At 68.8% G+C, this 19,775-nt stretch carries 20 protein-coding genes; 8 read left to right on the forward strand and 12 right to left on the reverse strand.

Features of this window, described 5'->3' with window-relative positions; all coding sequences use genetic code 11:
• Positions 1-3: 3 nt before the first annotated feature.
• From Psi02_RS32150 to Psi02_RS32165, 4 genes are all read right to left on the reverse strand, one after another.
• Positions 4-1,389 (reverse strand): GH1 family beta-glucosidase, encoded by a 1,386-nt coding sequence (locus Psi02_RS32150; RefSeq protein ID WP_203979596.1) that lies wholly within the window; start codon positions 1,387-1,389, stop codon positions 4-6.
• Entirely contained in the window at positions 1,386-2,219 is an 834-nt protein-coding gene (locus tag Psi02_RS32155) for a carbohydrate ABC transporter permease (protein ID WP_203979597.1), read from the reverse strand. The genes Psi02_RS32150 and Psi02_RS32155 overlap by 4 nt, the downstream gene beginning before the upstream one ends.
• On the reverse strand, positions 2,216-3,175 hold the full coding sequence (locus Psi02_RS32160; protein ID WP_203979598.1) for a carbohydrate ABC transporter permease: 960 nt from the start codon (positions 3,173-3,175) through the stop codon (positions 2,216-2,218). Before Psi02_RS32160 ends, Psi02_RS32155 begins: the two co-directional genes overlap by 4 nt.
• Before the next feature lie 73 nt (positions 3,176-3,248).
• Positions 3,249-4,541 carry an ABC transporter substrate-binding protein gene (locus Psi02_RS32165; RefSeq protein WP_203979599.1) on the reverse strand — a complete coding sequence of 431 codons (1,293 nt, stop codon included), beginning with the start codon at positions 4,539-4,541 and terminating at the stop codon, positions 3,249-3,251.
• A gap of 357 nt (positions 4,542-4,898) precedes the next feature.
• On the opposite strand from Psi02_RS32165, the gene Psi02_RS32170 reads away from it, so the two are divergent.
• The 4 genes from Psi02_RS32170 to Psi02_RS32185 all read left to right on the forward strand — a co-directional run bounded on the left by Psi02_RS32170 (position 4,899) and on the right by Psi02_RS32185 (position 10,444).
• Positions 4,899-7,073: a discoidin domain-containing protein gene (locus tag Psi02_RS32170; protein WP_239095343.1), complete on the forward strand. Its 2,175-nt coding sequence runs from the start codon at positions 4,899-4,901 to the stop codon at positions 7,071-7,073.
• Between the two features lie 101 nt (positions 7,074-7,174).
• Complete coding sequence (locus tag Psi02_RS32175; RefSeq protein WP_203979600.1) at positions 7,175-8,488, forward strand: DUF1996 domain-containing protein; 1,314 nt, start codon at positions 7,175-7,177, stop codon at positions 8,486-8,488.
• A 185-nt stretch (positions 8,489-8,673) separates the two neighbouring features.
• Positions 8,674-9,687: a sulfite exporter TauE/SafE family protein gene (locus Psi02_RS32180; RefSeq protein ID WP_203979601.1), complete on the forward strand. Its 1,014-nt coding sequence runs from the start codon at positions 8,674-8,676 to the stop codon at positions 9,685-9,687.
• A complete protein-coding gene (locus tag Psi02_RS32185; RefSeq protein WP_203979602.1) occupies positions 9,659-10,444 on the forward strand; it encodes an aminotransferase class IV family protein in 786 nt (261 codons plus the stop codon). The genes Psi02_RS32180 and Psi02_RS32185 overlap by 29 nt, the downstream gene beginning before the upstream one ends.
• 112 nt (positions 10,445-10,556) lie before the next feature.
• On the opposite strand, the gene Psi02_RS32190 is transcribed toward Psi02_RS32185, so the two are convergent.
• Positions 10,557-11,153 (reverse strand): DUF4142 domain-containing protein, encoded by a 597-nt coding sequence (locus tag Psi02_RS32190; protein ID WP_203979603.1) that lies wholly within the window; start codon positions 11,151-11,153, stop codon positions 10,557-10,559.
• A 133-nt stretch (positions 11,154-11,286) separates the two neighbouring features.
• On the opposite strand from Psi02_RS32190, the gene Psi02_RS32195 reads away from it, so the two are divergent.
• Positions 11,287-11,430: a hypothetical protein gene (locus tag Psi02_RS32195; protein WP_203979604.1), complete on the forward strand. Its 144-nt coding sequence runs from the start codon at positions 11,287-11,289 to the stop codon at positions 11,428-11,430.
• Between the two features lie 116 nt (positions 11,431-11,546).
• Positions 11,547-12,362: an SAM-dependent methyltransferase gene (locus Psi02_RS32200; RefSeq protein WP_239095344.1), complete on the forward strand. Its 816-nt coding sequence runs from the start codon at positions 11,547-11,549 to the stop codon at positions 12,360-12,362.
• Positions 12,363-12,374: 12 nt separating this feature from the next.
• Here the strand turns inward: Psi02_RS32200 and Psi02_RS32205 are convergent, their stop codons facing one another.
• A complete protein-coding gene (locus Psi02_RS32205) occupies positions 12,375-12,749 on the reverse strand; it encodes a luciferase domain-containing protein (protein ID WP_203979605.1) in 375 nt (124 codons plus the stop codon).
• 239 nt (positions 12,750-12,988) lie between these two features.
• Between Psi02_RS32205 and Psi02_RS32210 the strand changes: the two genes are divergently transcribed.
• The gene (locus Psi02_RS32210) at positions 12,989-13,264 is read left to right on the forward strand and encodes an isoamylase early set domain-containing protein (RefSeq protein ID WP_203957554.1); all 276 of its coding nucleotides are present in this window, start codon (positions 12,989-12,991) and stop codon (positions 13,262-13,264) included.
• 36 nt (positions 13,265-13,300) lie between these two features.
• Here Psi02_RS32210 and Psi02_RS32215 read toward each other — a convergent pair whose 3' ends face one another.
• The 5 genes from Psi02_RS32215 to Psi02_RS32235 all read right to left on the reverse strand — a co-directional run bounded on the left by Psi02_RS32215 (position 13,301) and on the right by Psi02_RS32235 (position 18,069).
• Positions 13,301-14,161, reverse strand: a complete 861-nt coding sequence (locus tag Psi02_RS32215; protein WP_203979606.1) for a metal ABC transporter permease — start codon at positions 14,159-14,161, stop codon at positions 13,301-13,303.
• Positions 14,158-15,045 (reverse strand): metal ABC transporter permease, encoded by an 888-nt coding sequence (locus Psi02_RS32220; protein ID WP_203979607.1) that lies wholly within the window; start codon positions 15,043-15,045, stop codon positions 14,158-14,160. Before Psi02_RS32220 ends, Psi02_RS32215 begins: the two co-directional genes overlap by 4 nt.
• Complete coding sequence (locus tag Psi02_RS32225; RefSeq protein WP_203979608.1) at positions 15,042-15,812, reverse strand: metal ABC transporter ATP-binding protein; 771 nt, start codon at positions 15,810-15,812, stop codon at positions 15,042-15,044. The genes Psi02_RS32220 and Psi02_RS32225 overlap by 4 nt, the downstream gene beginning before the upstream one ends.
• Positions 15,809-16,771, reverse strand: a complete 963-nt coding sequence (locus Psi02_RS32230; protein ID WP_203979609.1) for a metal ABC transporter substrate-binding protein — start codon at positions 16,769-16,771, stop codon at positions 15,809-15,811. The genes Psi02_RS32225 and Psi02_RS32230 overlap by 4 nt, the downstream gene beginning before the upstream one ends.
• A gap of 188 nt (positions 16,772-16,959) precedes the next feature.
• Positions 16,960-18,069: a glycerophosphodiester phosphodiesterase gene (locus Psi02_RS32235; protein WP_203979610.1), complete on the reverse strand. Its 1,110-nt coding sequence runs from the start codon at positions 18,067-18,069 to the stop codon at positions 16,960-16,962.
• A gap of 185 nt (positions 18,070-18,254) precedes the next feature.
• Between Psi02_RS32235 and Psi02_RS32240 the strand changes: the two genes are divergently transcribed.
• Positions 18,255-18,809: a hypothetical protein gene (locus tag Psi02_RS32240; protein WP_203979611.1), complete on the forward strand. Its 555-nt coding sequence runs from the start codon at positions 18,255-18,257 to the stop codon at positions 18,807-18,809.
• 140 nt (positions 18,810-18,949) lie between these two features.
• Here Psi02_RS32240 and Psi02_RS32245 read toward each other — a convergent pair whose 3' ends face one another.
• Positions 18,950-19,741 (reverse strand): DUF72 domain-containing protein, encoded by a 792-nt coding sequence (locus Psi02_RS32245; protein ID WP_203979612.1) that lies wholly within the window; start codon positions 19,739-19,741, stop codon positions 18,950-18,952.
• Between the last annotated feature and the right edge of the window lie 34 nt (positions 19,742-19,775).

The following is a 19,775-nucleotide window of genomic DNA, read 5'->3' on the forward strand; positions in this document are numbered from 1 at the left end:
GGCTCAGGCCAGCCCGTTGCGTTCGATGACCCCCCGGTACCACAGCGCGCTGTCCTTCAGCAGGCGGCGCTGGGTGCCGAAGTCGACCCGCACCAGGCCGAACCTACGGTGGTACCCGTCGTGCCACTCGAAGTTGTCCAGCAGCGACCACACGAGGTAGCCGCGGAGGTCGGCCCCGGCCTCGATCGCGGCGTGCGCGGCGCGCATGTGCCCGTCCAGGTACGCCACACGGTCGGCGTCGTGGACCTGGTCGCCGACGACGACGTCGTCGAAGGCCGCGCCGTTCTCCGTGACGATCAGCCCGACCTCGGGGTAGTCGTGCGAGAGCCGTACCAGCAGTGATGACAGGCCGTCAGGACTGATCGGCCAGCCCATCGCGGTGGTCGGCTCGTCGGAGCCGTCGAACCCGATGCCCTCGCTGCCGGGCCAGGCCGGGTCGGCCGGCTCACCCGGCTTCGCGATGACGTAGGTGGGGTTGTAGTAGTTGATGCCCAGCAGTTCGATCGGCTGGTGGATCACGTCCAGGTCGTCGTCGTGGATGTGCCCGAGGCCGGCGCGGCGCTCCATGATCTCGAGCAGTTCCGTGGGGTAGACGCCGCGCAGCGCCGGGTCGAGGAACTGGCGGTTGAGCAGGATGTCGGCCCGGTTCACGGCCTCGGCGTCCGCCTCCCCCGCTCCGTGCGTGATGACCGGCGACAGGTTGAGCGTGAGAGCGATCTCCTCGACGCCCGCCGAACGCAGGGCCGACGTGGACAACCCGTGGGCGAGCAGCAGGTGGTGCGCGGCCCGCAGTGCGTCCGCGGCGTCCGTACGGCCGGGCGCGTGCACGCCGTTGCCGTATCCCAGGAAGGCCGCCACCCACGGCTCGTTCAGCGTGGTCCAGGTCTTCACCCGGTCGCCCAGCCGGGCGTGTACGGCCAGGGCGTAGTCGGCGAAACGGTAGGCCGTGTCCCGGTTGGGCCACCCGCCGTGGTCTTCCAGGCTCTGCGGCAGGTCCCAGTGGTAGAGCGTGACATAGGGGTCGATCCCGGCATCCAGCAGCCGGTCGACGAGCCGGTCGTAGAAGTCCAGCCCTCGCGTGTTGGTCGGCCCTGAGCCGTCGGGCTGCACCCGCGGCCAGGAGACGGAGAACCGGTAGACCCCGAGGCCGAGGTCGGCCATCAGCCGCACGTCGTCGGCGTAGCGGTGGTAGTGGTCGCAGGCCACGTCGCCCGTGTGGCCCGTGGCGACCCTGCCGGGAGTGTGCGAGAAGGTGTCCCAGATCGACGGCCCCCGGCCGTCGTCCCGTGCTGCGCCTTCGATCTGGTAGGACGCGGTGGCCGCGCCCCAGAGGAAACCATCAGGGAAGACCAGCGTCTGCCCCCGAGTCTCGACGGTGGTGATCGTCATCCCTTGACAGCTCCTTGCATGATTCCTCCGATGATCTGCTTGCCGAGCAGGGCGAAAACGATGACGAGCGGCAGCGTGCCGAGCGTGGTGCCGGTCAGGCTGAGCGCGTAGTCGCTGACGTAACCCGCGGCCAGCGTGGACAGGGCGACCTGGACGGTGGGGTTCTCGGGGGTGAGCACGACCAGCGGCCAGAAGTAGTCGTTCCACGCCGACATGAACGTCAGCATGCCCAGCACCGCCGCCGCCGGACGGGCCACCGGCAGCACCACGTGCCAGAACAGGCCCCAGGTCGTGCAGCCGTCCACGCGGCCCGCCTCCAGGAGCTCGGTCGGCAACGCCCGGGACAGGAACTGCGTCATGAAGAACACGCCGAACGCGTTGACCAGGGCGGGGACGATGAGCGCGTACATCGATCCGGTCCACTCCAGCTTCACCATGATCAGGTAGAGCGGGATGATGCCGAGCTGCGTGGGGACCATCATCGTGGCCACGGTGATCAGCAGGAGCGCGTTGCGCCCCCGGAAGCGCAGCTTGGCGAAGGCGAACCCGGCGAGCGTGGAGAAGAACATGACCGCGATCGCGATCGACCCCGCCACCAGGACGGAGTTCAGCAGCGCCAGCGCGAACGGGACGGTGTCGAAGACCTTCTCCACGTTGGCGACGAAGTTGCCTCCGGGCCAGAGCGGCGGCGGCACGTCGGCCAGCGCCGAGTTGTCGCGGGAGGCGACGACCACGCTGTAGTAGAGCGGGAGCGCCGAGAAGAACACCACGGCGATCAGCGTGAGGTAGGTGAGCGTACGGGCCTTGCCCGAACCCAACCGCGGGATCATGTCAGGTTCCCCCCCGAGCGGCGGGTGAGCAGGTAGTTGATGCCGGCGGCGATGACGATGAAGACGAACATCATCCAGGAGATCGCCGAGGCGTAGCCGAAGTCGAGCTTCGCGAAGTTCTCATAGATGAACAGCGAGAGCGTCTGGTACTGGCGGTCGGGGCCGCCGGTGGGACTGTAGGTGCCGAACAGCAGCGGCTCCGCGACGACCTGCATCGCCCCGATGGTGGAGGTGACGACCACGAAGACGATCGTGGGCTTGATCATCGGAATGGTGATCTTCCGCAGCTGCGTGAATCCGGAGGCGCCGTCGATGGTGGCGGCCTCGTAGAGGTCGCGCGGCACGGCCTGCATGGCCGCCAGGAAGATCAGTGCGTTGTAGCCGGTCCAGCGCCACATGATCATGGTGGAGATGGCCACGTGCGAGCTCGCGGTCCCGGCGTTCCAGTCGATGGCGCCGACGCCGAACCACGACAACACCCAGTTGATCAGCCCGTAGTCCCGGCCGAAGAGCTGGCTGAAGATGACCACGACGGCGACGACGCTGGTGACGTTCGGGAGCAGCAGCGTGACCCGGAAGAGCGTCTGGGCCCGGAGCGGGCGGTTCAGCAGGTGCGCCAGCCAGATCGCCAGCAGCAACTGCGGGACCGTCGACACCAGCCCGATGGACACGGTGTTGAAGGTCGCGTTCCAGAAGTACTCGTCGCCGAGCAGGAAGGCGAAGTTGTCCAGGCCGACGAACTTGTGGACGTCGGACAGCAGCGTCCAGTCGTGCAGGCTCACCCAGGCCGTGTAGACCAGGGGGAACAGCCCGAACGCGCAGAACACCAGCAGGAACGGCATGACATACGCGTACGGCGAGGCCTTGACGTCGAGCCGGTACGCGAGTTGCCGGCTGAACCGTTCAGACCTGTGGCGCGGGACCGCCGTCGGACGGTCGGGGGCGCGGGTGGCCACGGCGGGTCCTCTCTTGGTTCGTGAGACCGTTGGGGTGGCCGGCTCGCTTGGTCCGAGCCGGCCACCCGGCGAGCTACTTGATCCGGTCGAGGTCCTGCAGGGCCTGCTGCCACGCCGCGTCGGGCTGCTGCTTGCCCTGTTCGACGCGTTGCAGGGCGTTGCCGAACGCGGTGAGCACGTCACCGGCCTTCGGCCCCACGTGCTGGGGCTTCAGCGCCTTGGCGGCGTCGGTGAAGATCTTGCCCGTCGGCGCGTCGCTGAAGAACGGGTTGGTGAAGCCCGTGATCGTCGGGTCGTCGTACAACGCGGGGATCGACGGCAGAGCGCCGGCGTCGGTGAAGAGCTTGAGCTGGTTGTCCTTGCTGGTGAGCAGGTCGATCAGCTCGGCGGCCTCCTTGGGGTGCTTGCCCTGCTTCGGCGCCATGAGGTGGGTCCCACCCTGGTTGCCGCCGCCACCGCCGGGCACCGCCGCGACGTCCCACTTGCCGGCCGTGGTCGGGGCCGCGTCCTTGATGCTGCCGGTCTTCCACGACGGGCAGATGATCGTGGCGAAGGAGCCCTTGGTCAGGCCGGTGTTCCACGGCGGGCTGAAGGCCAGCAGCTTGGCGGACTCGTCCGCCTGGAGCATCTGGACCGACAGGTCCCACGCCTTCTTCACATCGGGGTTGGTCCCGGCGACGAGGTTGTTCTGCTCGTCGTAGTACCCGACCGGGGCCTGGTCGACCATGGCGCGGAAGTTCTCACCCGGGCCGTCGAACCACTTGGCGCCCTTCACCTTGGCCGCGACGAACTGCTGGCCGACCCTGGAGTAGTCCTCCCACGTGGGCCAGAGCTTGGACACCTCGTCGCGGTCGGTCGGCAGGCCCGCCTCCTTGAACAGGTCGGTCCGGTAGCACATGGCCAGCCCGCCGATGTCGGTGCCGAGGCCCAACAGCTTGCCGTCGGGCGACAGGCCCTGGCTCCACTTCCAGTCCAGGTAGTCGGCCTGCCTCTTGCCCAGGCCGTACTGGCCGAGGTCGTAGAACTTGTCGGCGAGCGGAGTGAACGTGGCGATGTATCCGGCCTCGACGGCCACCACGTCCGCGGCGCCCGCGCCGGTCGCGAGCTGCGTGGTGAGGTTCTTGTGGTGGTCGTTGAACTGCGCCCGACGCTCGACGATCTCGACGTTCGGGTGGGTCTTCTTGAACTCCTCGTACAGCGGCGCGTAGTGGAAGTCGCTGAACAGTCCAACGGTGAGCTTGATCTTCTCGGCCGGCTGGCCGGAGGCCGCCGGTTCGTCCGAGCCGCCACCACAGGCGGCCACACTGGCGGCCAGTAAAGCTGCGGCGAACATCGGGGCGATGCGTCCGGGGCGAAGCTTGCCCATAGAACCCTCCTTGGGCCCCTTAAGTGATCTTGTAGGGAGCGCTCCCTCACACCGTGGATTCCGGCGGCATTTCGTGTCAAGGGCCTCCCTGTAACAATGGTGGATACCTGGGGGACGGCGTCCGGAACAAAGCGAGAGAGCGGTTTCTTGTAACGCCTCCCATATATGCAGCTCAGAGCGCAATTACTCGATCGGGACGCCGGTTTTGAGAGCGCTCTCTACTTGTAACTCGAAGGATATTTCGGGTGTGCGTTGCATTTCGGTTTGGTTAACGGGGTTCTTGACAGCCCTTCCTAACAGGTAGCACGCTCCTGTCCGGGAGCGCTCCCTGAACCCCCCGCCCGCCAAGGAGACCCCGTGAGTCCATCCCGCAGTCCAGGACGTCACCGCCTGGGCCTACTGGTCGCAACGGCGATCATCCTCATCACGTCCTGCTTCGTCCTGGTCCCCGCCGCCGCGGCCGACACCCTCATCTCCCAGGGGAAGACGGTTACCGCGTCCTCAGTGGAGAACGCGGCGTTCCCCGCCGCCAACGTCGTCGACGGCAGCCTGACCACCCGCTGGTCCAGCGCGTTCAGCGATCCCCAGTGGATCCAGATCGACCTGGGCTCCGTCCAGACCGTCAGCCAGGTCGTGCTCAACTGGGAGGCCTCCTACGCCAGGGCCTTCCAGATCCAGACCTCCGCCGACGGGACGAACTGGACGAACGTCTACTCCACCACCACGGGGACGGGCGGCAACCAGACGCTCGCCGTGACCGGCTCCGGCCGCTACGTCCGCATGTACGGCACGCAGCGCGCCCTCCCCTACGGCTACTCACTGCTCGAGTTCCAGGTCTACGGTCCCGGCGGCACCTCGCCGGGTTGCGGCACGGCCGACGCCGCACGCGGCCGCCCCGCCACCGCCTCCTCCACGGAGAACGCCGTCTTCCCGGCCGCCAACGCCGTCGACGGCGACGGCGGGACCCGCTGGGCCAGCGCGTTCAGCGACCCGCAGTGGATCCAGGTCGACCTCGGATCCGCCCAGCAGATCTGCGGCGTCACGCTCATCTGGGAGGCGGCCTACGCCAGGGCCTTCCAGATCCAGACCTCCGCCGACGGCACGACCTGGACGAACGTCTACTCCACCACGACCGGCGCCGGGGGCACCCAGGCCCTCGACGTGAGCGGCACCGGCCGCTACGTCCGCATGTACGGCACGCAGCGGGCCACGGCCTTCGGTTACTCGCTGTTCACGTTCTCCGTCCGCACCGGTTCCGGCACCACGCCGACGCCCACGCCGACCCCCACCCCCACGCCGACCCCCACGCCGACTCCCCCTGACCCGGGCGGCGACAAACTGCTGTCGTACGGCAAGCCCGGCGTGGCCTCCACCTCCCAGAGCGACGTCAACTGCTACGAGTGCGTCCCCGCCCGCGCCTTCGACCGTGACCCGGCGTCGCGCTGGGCGACGAGCAGCACCACCGGCTGGGTCGACCCCGGCTGGATCTACGTCGACCTCGGCGCGACCGCGCAGATCCACAAGGTCGTGCTCCAGTGGGACCCGGCCTACGCCAGGGCGTTCCAGATCCAGGTGTCACCGGACGCCGCCAACTGGACCCCGATCTACTCCACCACCACGGGCACCGGGTTCAAGCAGACCTTGACCGTCAACGGCACCGGCCGCTACGTCCGCATGTACGGCACGCAGCGCGCCACGGCCTACGGCTACTCCCTGTGGGAATTCCAGGTCTGGGGAACCGGTGGCGCCCCCACCACCCCGCCCCCGCTCCCGTCCGACCCGCGCACCCCGCCGCAACTGGTGTGGAGCGACGAGTTCAACGGCGCCGCCGGCACCAAGCCCGACGCGGCCAAGTGGACCGTCGACACCGGCACCGGCCCGAACAACGAGCTGGAGTACTACACCAACAACAACAACGCCTCGATGGACGGAGCCGGCAGCCTCGTGATGGAGGCGCGCAGGGAGACCACTCCCGGCTCGGCCTGTCCCGGCGGCACCTGCCAGTACACCTCGGCCCGGCTGAACACCTCCAACAAGTTCCACTTCACCTACGGCCGCGTCGAGGCCCGGATCAAGGTGCCCAAGGGCAACGGCTTCTGGCCCGCGTTCTGGATGATGGGCGCGGACTACCTGACCGGCCGGCCCTGGCCGTACAACGGCGAGGTGGACATCATGGAGGTCCTCGGCAAGGACGTGAAGACGTCCTACTCCACGATCCACGCCCCCGCCTACAACGGCGGCGCCGGGATCGGCTCGCCGTACACGCTCCCGGGGAACGCGGACTTCTCCGCGGACTACCACGTCTGGGCCGCGAACTGGGACAGCAAGGGCATCGTCTACACGCTGGACGGCCAGACGGTGTTCACCCTCAGCAAGGACCAGGTCGAGGCGACGCGGGGACCGTGGGTCTACGACCACCCGTTCTACATCATCCTCAACCTGGCGGTGGGCGGCGACTGGCCCGGCCCGCCGGACGCGAGCACGCCGTTCCCGTCGAAGATGCTCGTCGACTACGTGCGCGTCTACCAGTGATCGGCACTGATCCAGAACTGATCGAGCACTGATCCGGCACTGATCAGCCGGTGGCCCGGGAGTCCTCCCGGGCCACCCACCCCCCACCCCTGGAGTCCGCCATGTCACCACCCAGCCATGTCCCCCGCCATGTCCCCCGCCATGTCCCCCGCCTGAGACTGGCGGCGCTCGCCGCCGCCCTGTTCGCGCTCCTCGGCGCCTCCGCGGTGTTCCTCCCGCGTGCCGAGGCCGCCGCGCCCCCGCTCTCCCAGGGGCACCCGGTCACCGCCTCCTCCGCGGAGAACGGCGGCTCCCCCGCCTCCTCCGCGGTCGACGGCAACCTGGGCACCCGCTGGTCCAGCGCGTTCGCCGATCCGCAGTGGCTGCAGGTCGACCTGGGCGCCACCGCGACCCTCAACCAGGTCGTGCTCAACTGGGAGGCGGCCTACGCCAGGGCCTTCCAGATCCAGACCTCCGCCAACGGCACGAGCTGGACCACCGTCTACTCCACCACGACGGGGACCGGCGGCAACCAGACGCTCAACGTCTCGGGCAGCGGCCGCTACGTCCGGCTGTACGCCACCGCCCGCGCCACCCAGTACGGCGTGTCCCTGTGGGAGTTCCAGGTCTTCGGCAGTGGCGGAACGACGCCTCCGCCGACCGGCGGCGGCGGAAACATCGTGCGCGTCGCGGAGTTCCTCGCCGACTGTCCCTTCAGTCACCGGCTCCCCGACGACCCGATCATCTACCCGGGCCTGCCCGGCGCCTCCCACATGCACAGCTTCTTCGGGAGCACCACCACCAACGCGAGCTCGACCCTGACGAGCCTGCAGAACGCCAACAGCAACTGCAACCCGGCCGTCGACAAGTCGGCCTACTGGGTGCCGACGTTGTACAAGGACGACGTGCCGGTCGAGCCGGTCATCACCACGTTCTACTACCTGGGCGAGGGCGTCCGTGACGACGTCATCGCGCAGACGCAGCCCATGCCCCTGGGCCTGCGCATCGTGGCCGGCAACGCCAAGGCGACCGCGCCGGACGCCACGACCATCTCCCGCTGGTCGTGCCTGCACGCCGGTGAGGTGAACCCCGGAAAGGACTTCGTCAACTGCCCGGCGGGCACGATGCTCGAGTCGTACCTCGACTTCCCGCAGTGCTGGAACGGCAGGGACCTCGACTCGGCCGATCACAAGAGTCACATGGCCTACCCGGTGAACGGGCAGTGCCCGGCGACCCATCCCGTGCCGGTGCCGAAGCTGCGCCAGGTCCTGCGCTATCCGGTGACCGGCGACCCGTCGCACTTCCGGCTGGCGTCGGGAGCCGGGTTCACGATGCACGGCGACTTCTTCAACGCCTGGCCCGCGGCGGAGATGGCGCGGCGCGTCAACGACTGCATCCGCCCCATCATCAAGTGCGGGGCGGACGGTCACCCTTGACAGGCCCTTGACTGCCCCTGGCGGCGGTCGCGGAAGCCCTCGGGGCGGGACCTGGATCACAGGGCCCGCCCCGAGGTTCAGCCCATCGGCTTGGTCGCCGGATCCGCTCGCAGTAACGCCTCGATCCCCCCGGAATTCTCGGATGATGTACTCGATTATTCCGATGGTTTTGGTAGGATTTCCCGATGCATTTCGACTACGTCATGGCGATCGGCTCTTTCCTGGTCGCGGTCGTCGTCGGACTGACCGGCATGGGCGGCGGCGCGCTCATGACACCCATGCTGGTGACCTTCTTCGGCGTTCCGCCCCTCGCCGCCGTCTCCAGCGACCTCGTCGCCGCGGCCGTCATGAAGCCCGTCGGCGGCTTCGTCCATCTGCGACGCGGCACCGTCGACCTCAGGCTCGTCGGGTGGCTCTGCGCCGGTTCCGTTCCCGCCGCGTTCTGCGGGGTGCTGCTCGCGCGGGCGCTCGGCACCGGCGAGGACGTCCAGGGTGTGATCCAGGCGGCTCTGGGTGTCGCTCTGCTCATCGCGGCGGCGGGCCTGGCCGTACGCGGCTATCTCGCCATGCGCGACCGGGCCGAGGGGCGCACCTCGGAGACGGGACGCCGGACGGCGACTCCGGGCGAGCCGGCCGCGACCGGCCTGCCCAAGGTGACCGTACGGCGACTGCCGACCGTGCTGGTCGGAGTCGTGGGCGGACTGGTGGTCGGCATGACGTCGGTGGGGTCGGGCTCACTGATCATCGTCGCGCTGCTGGCCCTGTATCCCGCGCTCAAGGCCAACCAGCTCGTCGGCACCGACCTGGTCCAGGCCGTGCCGCTCGTCATGTCGGCGGCCCTCGGCCACGTGCTCTTCGGCGACTTCCAGTTGTCGGTGACCGTCGCGCTGCTCGCCGGATCCGTCCCCGGCGTCTATCTCGGCTCGCGCATCTCCTCCCGCGCTCCCGGCGGGCTCGTGCGCCGGATTCTGGCGTTCGTGCTGCTCGCCTCGGCGCTGAAGATGTTCGGCGTGGGCAACACCGCCACGGTCTGGGTGCTGCTCGGCGTGCTGCTGGCCGCGCCCGCCGTCTGGGCCCTCCTGCGAATCCGGCACGGCCTGCCCGCGATCCCCTGGAGGCGCGTTCACGTCCCTGTTCGCAACGACAGCCCGGAAACCCCCAAAATGGGGCATGAGACTTCTGGCTCAGCCGCGAATTGAGGTCAACGGCCGTCCGCCGTCCGCCGAGCAGTTCCCGCTCCCGCTCGTCAACCACGGGCACTTCACCGCCATGCAGGTCAGAGGTGGAAGGACGCGGGGCCTCGATCTCCATCTCGCGCGACTCGACGGCGCCACCCGGGAGTTGTTCGGCGACGCCCTGGACGGCGACCAGGTACGCAACCACATCCGGCACGCCCTCGGAGACGACACCCCCGACGCGTCGGTGCGCGTCTATGTCTATTGGCCGGACGGCGACGACGCGGCGTCCATCGTGGTGACCGTGCGCCCGCCGGCACCCTCGCCCAAGAGTCCGCAGAGCCTCAGGTCTGTCGGCTACCAGCGGCCGGCCGCCCACATCAAGCACCTCGGCGGATTCGGGCAGGCCTACTACGGCCGCCAGGCCGTACGCGAGGGCTTCGACGACGCGCTGCTGACCGGCCACGGCGGCGTCATCGCGGAGAGCGGCATCGCCAACATCGGTTTCTTCGACGGGACGTCCGTCGTCTGGCCCGACGAACCGTCCCTGCACGGCATCACGATGCAGTTGCTCGAGCCGCGACTCCCGGACATCGGGATCGAGTCCCGGCGCGGGCCGGTGCGGCTGGCCGACGTGACCGGCTTCGAGGCGGTCTTCATCACCAACTCCCACGGGGTCGCCGCGGTGGGACGCATCGACGACATGACGCTTCCCACCGGGCACGACGTCGTCGAAGCCGCGGCGCGCCTGTACGAGTCCGTCCCCTGGGACGTCATCTGAGCATCGTGTCCGGCACCGCCGCTCACCCGCTCACCCGCTGACCGTGCGGCCACCGTCCCCGAGCCCCCCGAACTCCCCGGGCCCACGGGCTTCTGGGGGCGGTGGTCCCGGTTCAGTGGCCGGGCATCCCGGCGTCGGGGATCTCTCCGCCCGCCTGGCTCAGCAGGGCCAGATGCGCCCGTACGGCCGGCCTCGCCTCGGCGGCGAGCTTCTTCACCTCGAGAGACGAACCCATGCGCAACTCCTGGGCGATGGCCTGGAGAAGGTGGTGGTGATGATCGGCCTCGTGAGACAGCCAGGCCCGGTCGAACGCCGCCCCCTTGTTCCGCGCCATCCGGCGCAAGTCCGCCATCCCCGCGGCCCCCGCCGTACCGGGTAGCGGGACCGCGACCTGCCCGGCCACCCTCTTGACGTCCTCGTCGAGCGCGAGGTGATCCTTCACGAGCCGCTTCGCCAGATCGCGTACGGCAGGCGCGCTCGCCGTCCTCTCGACCATCGGGCCGTGTTCGATCATGTCCAGGTTCGCCTGATGGGTCTCGGTCAGAAACGTGCGGTCCTGCTGGTTCACGCCTTCTTGCTGATTCAGCCTTTCCTGCTGGTTCACGCCTTCCTGCGCGACGGCGACGCCGGCCGTCCCGCCCAGCACGACGGCGGACACGCCCAGCACGACGGCGGACACGCCCAGCACGGCGGCGATTCTCGACAGCATGCGATCCCCCGGTTCGGCCGTTGTCTTCCCGTTCCCTGTTGTCGGAGTTGATATTTCGGATATAAGGCCTATACCCGGACAAAGTTGCCGGTCACGCGGTCTCTCGACGGGCCACGAGGAGAGGGCGGCACCGATGACCGAACAGCACACCGCCACGCGGGCCCTCACCACGCGCGAGGTGGTCAAACCGACTCCGGCGGGCCTGATGGAGGACACCGGCACCGGGCTGGACTACTGCCAGAACGCGGTCCTCGCGCACCCCGTCCTGGTCGGGTGAGCGCGCCTTCCCTCGTCTCACCTGCCCGCGAAATTGCCGGCTCGTGCCAGCAATTGATTTGAATTCCTGCTAATGCCTCATATGCTCGCAATAGATCCCCATAAAGGAGCGAATGTTTGGCTGAGGACGAACCCCTGCCGCACGGAATCGATGTGCACATCCCGAACGCCGCACGGATGTACAACTACTTCCTGGGCGGAAAGGACAACTTCCCCGTCGACAGGGAGGCCGCCGAACACGTTCTCGCGGTCGCGCCCGAGGCCAGGCGACTGGCGTGGCAGAACCGACTGTTCCTGCGCAGGGCCGTACGCCATCTCGCGGCGGACGCCGGGATCCGCCAGTTCGTGGACATCGGCACGGGGCTGCCGACCCAGGGGAACGTCCATGAGGTGGCCGGCGAGGTCGACCCCGGGACCCGGGTCGTCTACGTGGACAACGACCCCGTCGTCCTCGGGCACGCCCGCGCCCTGCTGTCCAACGCCACCAACACGATCACCATCCCCGGCGATCTCCGGGAGCCGGAGCCCATCTTCGACAGCCCCGAACTCCTGTCGCTGATCGACTTCGCCGAGCCGGTGGCGGTGCTGCTCGTCGCCGTGCTGCACTTCCTGCCCGACAGCGACAAGCCCGCCGAGGTGGTCGCCCGGCTCCGTGACACCCTGCCGCCCGGCAGCTATGTCGTGTTGTCGCACGTCACCGGGGAAGAGCGCACGACATCCGCGCGCCAGGGCGCCGCCGTCTACCAGCGGGCCAGTTCGAGCGTGACGTTGCGCGGGCGCGCCGAGATCTGCGGCTTCTTCGAGGGATTCGATCTCCTCGACCCCGGAGTGGTACGGCTCGACGAGTGGCGGCCGGACCACGACGCCCCCCTGGCGAGCCGGGGGCTCGATCTGCCGACGTGGTTCCTGTGTGGCGTCGGCCGGGTGCCCTGACCTGAGGGTCTGTCAGCCGGCGAGACACTCCGACATCTCAGGCTCGGGCTCCGCCTCGTCATGGGTCCTGATCGCCAGACTGAACAACGCGACGAGCAGGTCCGCGTCGTCCTCGGTGTCCAACCGGATGCCGATCCAGTCGCGGTGCGGCTCCAGCGCCACCTGCTGCGCCGATTCGAGAGCCGGGCGCATCCGCTCGATGAGCGGGACGGTCAGCCACAACTCCGCCTCGTTGCCGGTGTGCAGGTGGAGGATCTGCCTCGCGCCCACCGACACCCCCGCCCCGCTGCCGCATACGGCCGTACCGGTCCGGCATTCCGGCCAGGTCTCCAGCTGCTTCAGGACTCGCGAGGCCATCGACTGCCTGGCGATTCCAGACACGCTCATGCACCCATCGTGACCGCCGGGGAGATCGGCTGGAAGCGGGTAACGGCAATCGTTATTCACCGGACGTACACCCGCATCTCACCCAACGCGGCGAACCCCCCGCCAGGAAGCCGAAACGAACTTCCGGCTAGTCCTCAAAATACGGTGAATATTGTGTTACGCGCCGCGTGTCCCATTTCTCCGGAACGGTGACCGCACGGAATGCTGTGCTCATCCCGGCCACAAGGGAGGATCTTCACATGCTTCGGCGGACCCGCCTTTTCGGACAGAAGACCCGCGTCACGTTCACCCTTCCCCTTGATCAGCCCTCCGGCGCCGTCAGCGTCGTCGGCGACTTCAACGAATGGCGGCCGGGCGACCACGTGCTGCTGCGCCGCCGCGACGGCACACGGACCGTGTCCGTGATCCTGCCGGCCGGCGTCCACCGTTTCCGCTACCTCGCGACCGGCGGAGTGTGGTTCGACGACGAGACCGCGGACAAGATCGACCACCTGGGCAGCGTGGTCTACCTCTGACACCGTCCTCCTGGACGTCCAGGCGTCCCAGGCGTCCTAGGCGCGTGCCTCTTCCGGCACCGCGGCCGGCGGCGCGAGCACGCCCGCCGCGGGCCGCAGCCGGCCCCGCAGAACCGAGGCGAGGAAGGCCACGCCGAACGCGGCGCCGCAGAACAGCGCGATGGACGCTCCGGCCGCGACGTTCCACTGCGTGGAGACCCAGACGCCGGCGAGGGCGCACGAGACGCCGACCGCCACGGCGATGGGGAACAGCAGGACGAGCCGGTCGGTGATCAGCCGTGCCGTCGCGGCCGGGCCCACCAGGAGGGCGACGGTGAGGATCGCGCCGAGGGCGGGCACAGTGGCCACCACGGTCACCTCGATGATCGCCAGGAGGGCGAAGTCGAGCACCGCGGTGGGCAGCCCGACGGCCGACGCCCCGTCCCTGTCGAAGGCCACGAGCAGCAGTTCCTTGCCCAGCGCGGCCATCACGACGAGCACGACGACGGCCACGCCGGCCGTGATCACCAGATCCGTGGTGCTCACCGCGAGCACGTCGCCCACCGTGTAGGCGGTCAGGTCCTTGCTGAAGCCGTCCTGCGCCGACACCAGGACGACGCCGAGCGCGAACCCGCCGGACAGCGCGATCCCGGTCGCGGCGGTGAAGTCCTGTCCGCGCGCCCGCGAGAAGACCACGACGGCGAGGACCACGAGCAGGCCGAAGACGCCGCCGCCGAGATAGAGGTCGACGCCCAGCAGCGCGGCGATGACGATGCCGGGGAAGGTCCCGTGCGTCAGCGCCATCGTGAAGAACGGCAGCCTCCGCGCGATGACGAACACGCCCACCACGCCGCCGAGGACGCCGACCAGCGCCGCCTCGATCATGGCCCGGTGGACGGTGGAATCGAGCCAGCTCACCGCGTCATCTCCAGTTCAGGGGTGCTCAGCCGGGCACGGCCGAGCCCCACGCGTCTCCGTACGGCTCCCGCCAGGGTGGCCACGCCGTACAGGACGACGAGGACCAGGACCACGGTGCCGCCCGAGGCGAGCCGCAGCCCGTGGTAGACGGAGGCCTCGTAGCTGGCCGCGAGCCCGAGCCAGCCGCCGAGGGCGCCGATGAGACAGGCGAGCGGCACGATGAGCACGAGGCGGTCGGACAGGGCGCGCGCCGCCGCAGCCGGGACGATCAATAGCGCGATGACCAGGATCGTCCCCACGGCCTGCACCGCGGCGACCACCACCAGGGCCACGGCGACGTTCATGACCAGGTCGAGCAGGCCGACGCGGATGCCCGACGCCGCCGCGCCCTCGGGGTCGAAGGTGCGCAACATGAGCTGTCGCCGCAACACCGCCAGCAACCCGGCCACGAGGACGGTCACCACGGCGGTCTGGACGAGCTGCTCCTGGGTGACGGTGAGGATCCGCCCGAACAGGAACTGCGTCAGATCGGAGGTGAAGGCGGTCCGCCGGGAGACGAGCACGACACCGACCGCGAACAGCGAGGTCAGCACCATGGCGAGCGCGGCGTCCTCGCTCACCCGCCTCCGATGGGCGAGCACGGTGAGCAGCACCGCCGTCAGCACGCCGGCGGCCAGCGCCCCCCAGAAGACGCCGTCCTGGCCGGCCATCAGGTAACCGATGACCACGCCGGGGAAGACGGTGTGGGTCAGGGTGTCGCTCACGAACGCGAGACGGCGCAGCAGCACCAGGACCCCGACCGTGCCGGCGAGCACTCCGAGGATGACCAGCTCGACCAGCGCCCGTGCCATGAACGGCAGGTGGAACGGCTCGAACAAGCTCATGTCTGGGTCACGATCACCCGGTCACCGCGCAGCTCCAGCGCGTGCCCTCCGTACGTCGCCCGGAGGCGCTCGGGGGTCAGGATCGCGTCGGTCGGCCCGAAACCGAACTGGTGGCGGTTGAGCAGGCACACCTCGTCGCAGGCGAGATGCGCGATGGCCAGGTCGTGCGTGCTGACGACCACCGCGGCCCCCTGCTGCTTGAGCAGGGCTATCGCTTCGAGCAGTGCGTGCTGGCTCACCGCGTCCACCCCGTTGAAGGGCTCGTCGAGCAGCAACAGCCGCGGCTGGGCGGCGATCGCCCGGGCGAGGAGCACCCGCTGCCGCTGGCCGCCGGACAACGTGCCGAACCTGTTCTTGGCGCGGTCGCTGAGCCCGACGCGCTCCAGCGCCTCGGCCGCGAGGGTGCGGTCGGTCGCGGACGGACGGCGGAGCCAGCCGATCTTCCGGTAGCGGCCCATCATCACCACCTGCTCGACCGACACCGGGAAGTCGGGGTCGAGGGTGTCGGCCTGCGGCACGTACGCGACGTCGCGGCGCGCCTGCGCGGGCGTGACGCCGAGCACCTCGATCCGGCCGCGGACCGTGGGGACCAGGCCGAGGACGGCTTTGATCAGTGTGGATTTGCCGGCGCCGTTGGGGCCGATGAGCGCGACGGCCTCGCCGGAACGGACGGTGCCGTGCAACTCCTCCAGCACCGGTACATGCCCGTAGGCGACACTGGCCTTTTCGAGGACCAGCGCCGCCGTACGGTCTTGCTGCTGTGTCATGTGGCGGAACCCTTGAGGGCGGTGACGATCGTGTCGGTGTTGTGCTCTTCCATCTGGAGGTAGGTGGCTCCCGCCGACCCCTCCGGACCGAGGGTATCGCCGTACAGCGAGTCCTCTCCCGCCTCCACCTTCACACCGGCCTCGCGGCCGATCGCGTCCGCCGTCTTCGGCGGCAGGGACGACTCGGAGAAGATCGCGGTGACACCGGTCGACTTGATCTTCGCGACGAGATCGGCGATCTGCTTGCCGGACAACTCCGCCGAGGTGTCGAAGCTCGGGATGATCGAGCCCACGAAGGTCAGCTTGTAGCGGTCGATGTAGTAGCCGAAGGCGTCGTGGTTGGTGACGAGCTTGCGGCTGTCCACCGGAATCGAGTCGATCTTCTTGGCGATGTCGGCGTCGAGAGCGTCGACCTTGGCGCTGTAGGCGGCCAGGTTGGCCTGGTAGGCCGACGCGTCGGCGGCGTCCTCGGCGGCGAACGCCTTCTCGATGTTGGTCGCCATGATCTTGGCGTTCATCGGGTTGTGCCAGATGTGCGGGTCCCCGGCGGCCTCCTCCTCGGACCCGTCGCCCTGACGGATCGCGACGCCCTGGCTGGCGTCGACGATCGTGCCGTTGAAGCCGGCGGACGTGATCACCTGATCGAGCCACTTCTCCAGGCCCACGCCGTTCTTGACCACGACGTCGGCCTCGGCGATGGCCTGGATGTCCGCGGGGGACGGCTCATAGTCGTGCGGGTCGACGTTGGGCTTGAGGATCTGCTGGACCACGACCTTGTCGCCGCCCACGTTCCGGGCGAAGTCGCCGACCTGGGTGGTGGTGGCGACGACCTTGAGAGGCTGGGGAGCCCCCGGGCTTCCGCTGGACTGTGACGAAGACGACGAGCCGGAGCCACAGGCAGCCGCGAACATCACGACAAGGGCGGCGACCGGCAGGGATCGGGCAAGAGGGGAGCGCACGACAGTCCTGTTCGATTCGACGTATGTAAGCGTATCGGGGGATACAACCGAATCGTGGCTCAAATGAAAATGATTGTCAACTTCGTTTCGAGGGGTCAACCCCGGAACGACGACGTGCCGATGACACCGGTCATCGGCACGTCGGGTTGGTTCAGGTGGTTCGGGTGGTTCTGTTGCGGTTACGGCCCCTAGTGAAGCGCGCGGGCTCCCAGCACCGCGCGGGCGATACCGGGGTCGTCGGAGAAGACACCGTCGATGTTCTGGTCGAACAGCTTGTTGAAGTAGCCCGTGACGTCACCGGTCGCCCGGGCGTACACGGGGCTCGCCGGGTCGCCGCGCCGATAGTCCACCGGGAGCTGCGAGTTCTCGGGACGCACCGTCCAGGTGTGCACGTCGAGGTGCGCCCAGTGCGCGTCCCTGACCAGCGTGGTCGGGGCGACCGTACGGCCGTCCGCGCCCACGGGCAGGATGCGGGTGGTCGCCACACCCACGCCGTACGCGTAGGACGCCACGTCCTTGAGGCCCGCCGGGGTGACCATCTGGTCGTAGGTGAAGCCGTCGCCCTTGGCAACGTGGTCGTAGGGCGCGCCGGACCCGTTGACCAGCTGGATCAGCCGTAGCTTGGTCTTCTTGTGCAGGTCACGGATGTTCGCCGTCTCGAACGACTGGATGAACACCGGGTCGCTCGCCTTCCGCCAGCCGTGCCTGGCCAGCGTGGCGAGCAGCGGCTCCTCGAGAGACAGCCCGATGGAGTCGAAGTAGGTCGGGTGCTTCGTCTCGGGATAGACGCCCACGCCGTGACGCTGGGCGAGGTCGATCACCTCGTCGAAGGTCGGGATCGGCACCAGGCCGTTGAAGGCCGTGCTCTCCGGGCGCAGGTCGGGGATGCGCTCCTTGGCCCGGAGGGTGCGCAGCTCGGCGAGCGTGAAGTCTTCGGTGAACCATCCTGTCACCGCCACGCCGTCGATGGTCTTGGTGGTGCGCCGGCTCGCGAACTCGGGGTGGTCGGCCACGTCGGTGGTCCCCCCGATCTCGTTCTCGTGCCTGGCGACGAGGATGTGATCCTTGGTCGAGACGAGGTCGGGCTCGATGAAGTCGGCACCCAGGCCGATGGCCGTCTCGTAGGACAGGAGAGTGTGCTCCGGCCGCCAGGCGCTCGCGCCACGGTGGCCGATGACGATGGGCTCACGGTCACGCTTGTCGGCGGTCGCCGAGCCGGGCTGAATCAGCACAGCGGCCACGGTACCGCCCGCGATGACGGCCAGGGCTCCGGCCACGAACTTACGGATCATGGTCATGGCCGGACCATAAACGCTGTAAACGACCCCCGCATTAAGGCGAGGTGCCCACTCGGCGCCGATTCGCGGACATGAACCTGGATTTCCAGGGCAGTCGGTGGTCGCCCGTGAATCAGAACCGCAGCGTGAGGTGAGGTCACATGGTCCTCCTGGGCCTTCTCTTTATCATTGTCGCGGCGGCGGCCATGATCGAGATATCGATCGACGACACCGCCGGCACGATGCCGATCACCATCTGGGATCGGACGTTCAATCTCAGCCCGTTCGAGCTCTTCCTCGCCGGCGCGGCGACGGCAGTGGTGTTCCTGATCGGACTTCTCATGGTCAGCGGCGGCATGCGCCGGTCGACCGCGAAGCGCCGCAAGCTCCGCGCGGCCCGGCTGGCCGAGCGGCAGCGCCTGTCCCAGCTTGAGGCCGAGAAGCGCGACCTGGAACGGCGACTGGAGGGAACCGGCCCCGCGGCCGATCCCGCCTCCCCTGTTGTCACCGACCCCGCCCCCGGTGCTGGCACCGATCCCGTCGCCGCCCGTGCGGCCGAACGGGAGCGGGAGCAGGCGGCCCGCGAAGCCGACATCCGCGAAGCCGACACGCGTGAGATGGCCCGTCCCGGCCGGACGGAACGCGACCGCACCACCGAACCGGCCGATCATCACATCTCGGTCCCGGCCCAGCCGTCCGATCAGCTCGTGGCCGGCCGCCGTGGCACGGCCCGCTCCGAGGACCCCGGCGACCGGGCCTGACCAGGTCTCCCGCGAACCGTGAACCTCATGCCGCACATATCGCTTCTGCCGCTCATACCGCTATGTGGTTCATGCCGCTCATAGCGCTCATGCCGTCCCGCGTCCCACCGGAACGCGGGACGGCTTGAGGTTCGCGTATGTCAGGGCTTCCCACCCGCGTGCATGGACTCGAGTTCGTCGAGTTGCCTGACGCGGCTCACGTCCCACCCTGCGTCCTCCGCCAGGACGGCGAGCGTGAGGGCGTTCCGTACGGCGGCGCCGCCCAGATCGTTGTTGAAGTAGACGTACACGTCCCGCACATCACCCGCGTCACCGAGCCGGTCGAGCCAGGTCTTCAGCGCCTGATCGCCATAGCCGGGCCAGGGCCGGGCCCGTCCCTCATGGAACCGCAGGTACGCCCAGTCGGCCGTGCTCCACAGAGGCGACTGGGGTTTGCCCCGTCTGTCGGCCCAGCACAGGGCCGCGCCGCTTTCACCACTTCCGGCGAGGACCTCCCGGATCTCGTCCGTCCACCACGACTCGTGTCTCGGCTCGACCGCGACCCTGACACCCTTCGGGAAGCGCGCGAGGCACCGGCGGAGCCGCTCCGCGTCGGCCTGCAGGGTGGGTGGCAGCTGCAGCAGGATCGGACCGAGCTTGCCGCCGAGCCCTTCCGCCACGCCCATGAGCCGCTCAACCGGCTCCTCCGGGTCCTTCAGCCGCTTGATGTGCGTGAGGAACCTGCTGGCCTTAACCGCCATGACGAAATCGTCCGGCGTGCGCTCCCGCCAGCTCTCGAACGTCTCCCTCGTGGGCAGGCGGTAGAAGGCGTTGTTGTTCTCGACGGTGGCGAAGGCCTCGCCGTACCTCTCCAGCCAGAGCCGCTGGGGCACGCCGGAGTAGATCATGTCCCGCCAGTCGGCGTACTGCCAGCCGGAGGTTCCGACGAACATCGGCATATAACTCCCCTACCCCACATTCGGCATA

Source organism: Planotetraspora silvatica, from assembly GCF_016863315.1.
Lineage (GTDB): Bacteria > Actinomycetota > Actinomycetes > Streptosporangiales > Streptosporangiaceae > Planotetraspora > Planotetraspora silvatica.